The sequence below is a fragment of the Pseudomonas sp. P4_C3 genome (assembly GCF_056402075.1).
Map to the genome: position 1 here is coordinate 1 of NZ_JBFUIC010000413.1, position 3114 is coordinate 3114.

Consider the following 3114-nt stretch of genomic DNA (forward strand, 5'->3'; position numbering starts at 1 on the left):
ATCGACTTTTTGTGGATCGCCCTGGCTGCCGTCGGCTTGCTGTTACTGATACCAACAGGAGAAGCGACCGCAGGAATCGATCTGGTAGGCGCCGGTTATGCCTTGGGTGCAGGGATCTGCTGGGCACTGTACATTCTGTTTGGCCAAAAGGCCGGGGCCGATAATGGCGTGCAAACCGCCGCACTGGGGGTAATGATCGCCGCGCTTTTTGTAGCCCCTATCGGTATTGTCCATGCCGGCTCCGCATTGCTGACCCCGTCACTGATCCCCGTGGCCCTTGGCGTCGCCGTCTTGTCCACTGCCCTCCCCTACACCCTGGAGATGGTCGCTCTGACCCGCATGCCGGCCAGAACCTTCGGCACATTGATGAGCATTGAGCCTGCCTTCGGTGCGTTATCGGGCTTGCTGTTCCTGCATGAATACCTCTCACTGTCGCAGTGGATGGCAATCCTGTGCATCATCCTGGCCTCCGTCGGCGCAACCATGACCATGAGCACTGCCGCCAGGCCAGCAGTAGCGGCAGATTGAGAGCGGAGATGACACGGGTCTGGTATTTACCGCTCAACTAGGCCATGTTTAGCCCCGCAACCCAAGGTCATGCCATGGACAAATCCAGATAGGGATATCGGTACGCGTCAAGCGAAAGCGAATGCAGCCAGACCCGGGCACAAGATCCGGGGACGCTAAAAGGACAGTAATGAAACGAATTTTGATACTGGTCGCCGTACTTGCAATTGCAGGCTGCGCAGCGACCTCGGAAACACAGATCAAGCACGGCAAGAAAGGGCTACACATCAACTGCTCCGGATTGTCTTCATCCTGGGACAAGTGCTACGCCAGCGCCGCCAACTCCTGCGCACCCAAGGGATACAAGGTCATTGCCAAGTCGGGAGATGCCGTGGAAGAGCCCGGCGACTATCCTTTTGGCCTCAATCCTGCGGGTTATACCAGCCGCAGCATGATCGTCATCTGCAAATAGGCAAGGTCGTCGCGTCAGGTTCTCGGACTTGCGATCTGACGGCCGATTTCCTCGTAGCTGGACTTCTGCTCTGTGCGCTGGATATCCGGGCTAGCGAGCATACGCGCCACGACCAGCGCGCCAATACATTGCGACAGAATCGCCCACGCCAGGCTGTCGCTTTGCAAAACACCTGCCCAACTTTCCTGAAGCCGACAAATCCAGTGCTCTGCCTGTTGGCGGACTGTCAGGTCGGAACGGGCAATTTCCGCCCCCAATGCCGGTAATGCACAACCGGTTTCCGGATTCTCGACGTGAGACWTGCTCAGGTACTGTTTCAAGCAGCGCTCAAGCTTGTCACGATCCTGCCCTTCCCCCAGTCGCGCCAGACTTTGACCCAACTCACGTTCAACAATGGTTGCGAACAACTCGTCTTTCGACGAGAAGTGGCTGTAGAAAGCACCGCCACTCAAGCCAATCGCCTTCATCAGGCCATCCACGCCCACCGTTGAAAATCCCGACTTCTTGGCCGATACCGCGCTGCTTTCCAGCAGCCTTTGCCTGGTTTCCAGCTTGTGACTGGCCGAATAACGCATTGTCCTTCTCCCGAGGTTGATCACCTTGACGCTTGTCGAATCGTAGCATAACGTTCGTTTAGCTAACGATCGTTTACCAAAAGGGATCTACCCATGAATAACAAGAAGGTCGTACTGGTTGTCGGTGCAGGTGATGCCACGGGCGGCGCCATTGCCAAGCGTTTTGCCCAAGAGGGTCTTGTCGCCTGCGTCACCCGCCGCAGTGCGGACAAGCTCCAGCCACTGGTGGATGCCATCAAGGCCGATGGTGGCGAGGCCCACGGTTTTGCCTGCGATGCACGCAAGGAGGAAGACGTGATCGCGCTGGTCGAGCGGATCGAAAGCGAGATCGGCCCCATCGAGGCATTTGTCTTCAACATCGGCGCCAACGTGCCGTGCAGCATTCTCGAAGAAACCGCCCGCAAGTATTTCAAGATTTGGGAAATGGCCTGTTTTTCCGGCTTCCTCAACGCGCGTGAAGTGGCCAAGCGCATGGCCAGGCGCCAGCGGGGTACGATCCTGTTCACCGGCGCCACCGCAGGCATGCGTGGCGCTGCCGGGTTCGCCGCATTTGCGGGTGCCAAGCACGGCATTCGTGCACTGGCGCAAAGCATGGCCCGAGAGCTCGGCCCCATGAATATTCACGTTGCCCATGTCGTCGTCGACGGCGCCATCGATACCGACTTCATCCGTGAAAGCTTCCCGGAAAAATATGCCACCAAGGATCAGGATGGCATCCTGAATCCCGAGCATATCGCCGAAAATTACTGGTACCTGCACAGCCAGCCCCGCGATGCCTGGACCTTCGAGCTGGACCTTCGCCCCTGGAGCGAACGCTGGTAATTCCCCAAAAAAAACAACAAGACGAGCGCCTTGACCATGAGCAAAACCGTGGAGTTCTACTTCGACCTCGGCAGCCCCGCCACCTATCTGGCCTATACCCAGCTACCGAAAATTTGCGCACAGACTGATACCCGGTTGATCTACATTCCGTTCTTGCTGGGCGGAGTGTTCAAAGCCACCGGCAACGCCTCTCCGGCGACTGTCCCGGCCAAGGGCCGCTACATGTTTCAGGATCTGGACCGCTACGCCAAACGCTACGGCGTGCCCCTGAAATTCAATCCGCACTTCCCAATCAACACCTTGATGCTCATGCGCGCCGTGACAGGCATGCAGTTGCGCCACCCTGAACGCTTTGCCGCCTTCATCGACTGCCTGTTCAACGCCATTTGGGTCGACGGTCGCAGCCTGGATGAACCGGCAACCGTCGCGGCAGTATTGAGCGAAAACGGATTCGATCCACAAGAGGTGCTGGCCCTGACCGCCGATGAGGAAGTCAAAGCCCTGCTCAAGGACAACACCGAAAAAGCCGTGCAGCGAGGAGTGTTTGGTGCGCCGAGCATGTTTGTCGATAACCAGCTGTACTTCGGCCAGGATCGACTGGACTTCGTACTCGAGGCCCTGGGTTAAATCTCGACCACCAACCGCCCCTTTGCCGCTCCTGACAAGAGCAGTACATGGGCGTCTTCTGCGGATTCCAGCGTGAACGAGTGCGGGTCAAGCAATGGCGCGAGCTTGCCC

Annotated in this window: 5 protein-coding genes; 4 read left to right on the forward strand and 1 reads right to left on the reverse strand. The window is 57.8% G+C overall.

The window, feature by feature from the left end:
• Positions 1-528: EamA family transporter (locus AC1DVH_RS28610; RefSeq protein ID WP_477756612.1), on the forward strand; the 528-nt coding region annotated here is incomplete at its 5' end.
• A 169-nt stretch (positions 529-697) separates the two neighbouring features.
• On the forward strand, positions 698-979 hold the full coding sequence (locus AC1DVH_RS28615; RefSeq protein ID WP_477756613.1) for a hypothetical protein: 282 nt from the start codon (positions 698-700) through the stop codon (positions 977-979).
• Between the two features lie 14 nt (positions 980-993).
• Here AC1DVH_RS28615 and AC1DVH_RS28620 read toward each other — a convergent pair whose 3' ends face one another.
• A complete protein-coding gene (locus AC1DVH_RS28620) occupies positions 994-1554 on the reverse strand; it encodes a TetR/AcrR family transcriptional regulator (RefSeq protein WP_477756614.1) in 561 nt (186 codons plus the stop codon).
• A gap of 93 nt (positions 1555-1647) precedes the next feature.
• Between AC1DVH_RS28620 and AC1DVH_RS28625 the strand changes: the two genes are divergently transcribed.
• Together AC1DVH_RS28625 and AC1DVH_RS28630 are read left to right on the forward strand one after the other, a co-directional pair.
• Complete coding sequence (locus AC1DVH_RS28625; RefSeq protein ID WP_477756615.1) at positions 1648-2376, forward strand: SDR family oxidoreductase; 729 nt, start codon at positions 1648-1650, stop codon at positions 2374-2376.
• Positions 2377-2412: 36 nt separating this feature from the next.
• Positions 2413-3003 (forward strand): 2-hydroxychromene-2-carboxylate isomerase, encoded by a 591-nt coding sequence (locus tag AC1DVH_RS28630; RefSeq protein WP_477756616.1) that lies wholly within the window; start codon positions 2413-2415, stop codon positions 3001-3003.
• The last annotated feature ends 111 nt before the right edge of the window (positions 3004-3114 follow it).

What these genes read in the sequence shown, in the direction of transcription:
- AC1DVH_RS28615 (WP_477756613.1), top strand. Translation starts at nt 698, where the DNA reads ATGAAACGAATTTTGATACTGGTCGCCGTACTTGCAATTGCAGGCTGC.
- AC1DVH_RS28625 (WP_477756615.1), top strand. Translation starts at nt 1,648, where the DNA reads ATGAATAACAAGAAGGTCGTACTGGTTGTCGGTGCAGGTGATGCCACG.
- AC1DVH_RS28630 (WP_477756616.1), top strand. Translation starts at nt 2,413, where the DNA reads ATGAGCAAAACCGTGGAGTTCTACTTCGACCTCGGCAGCCCCGCCACC.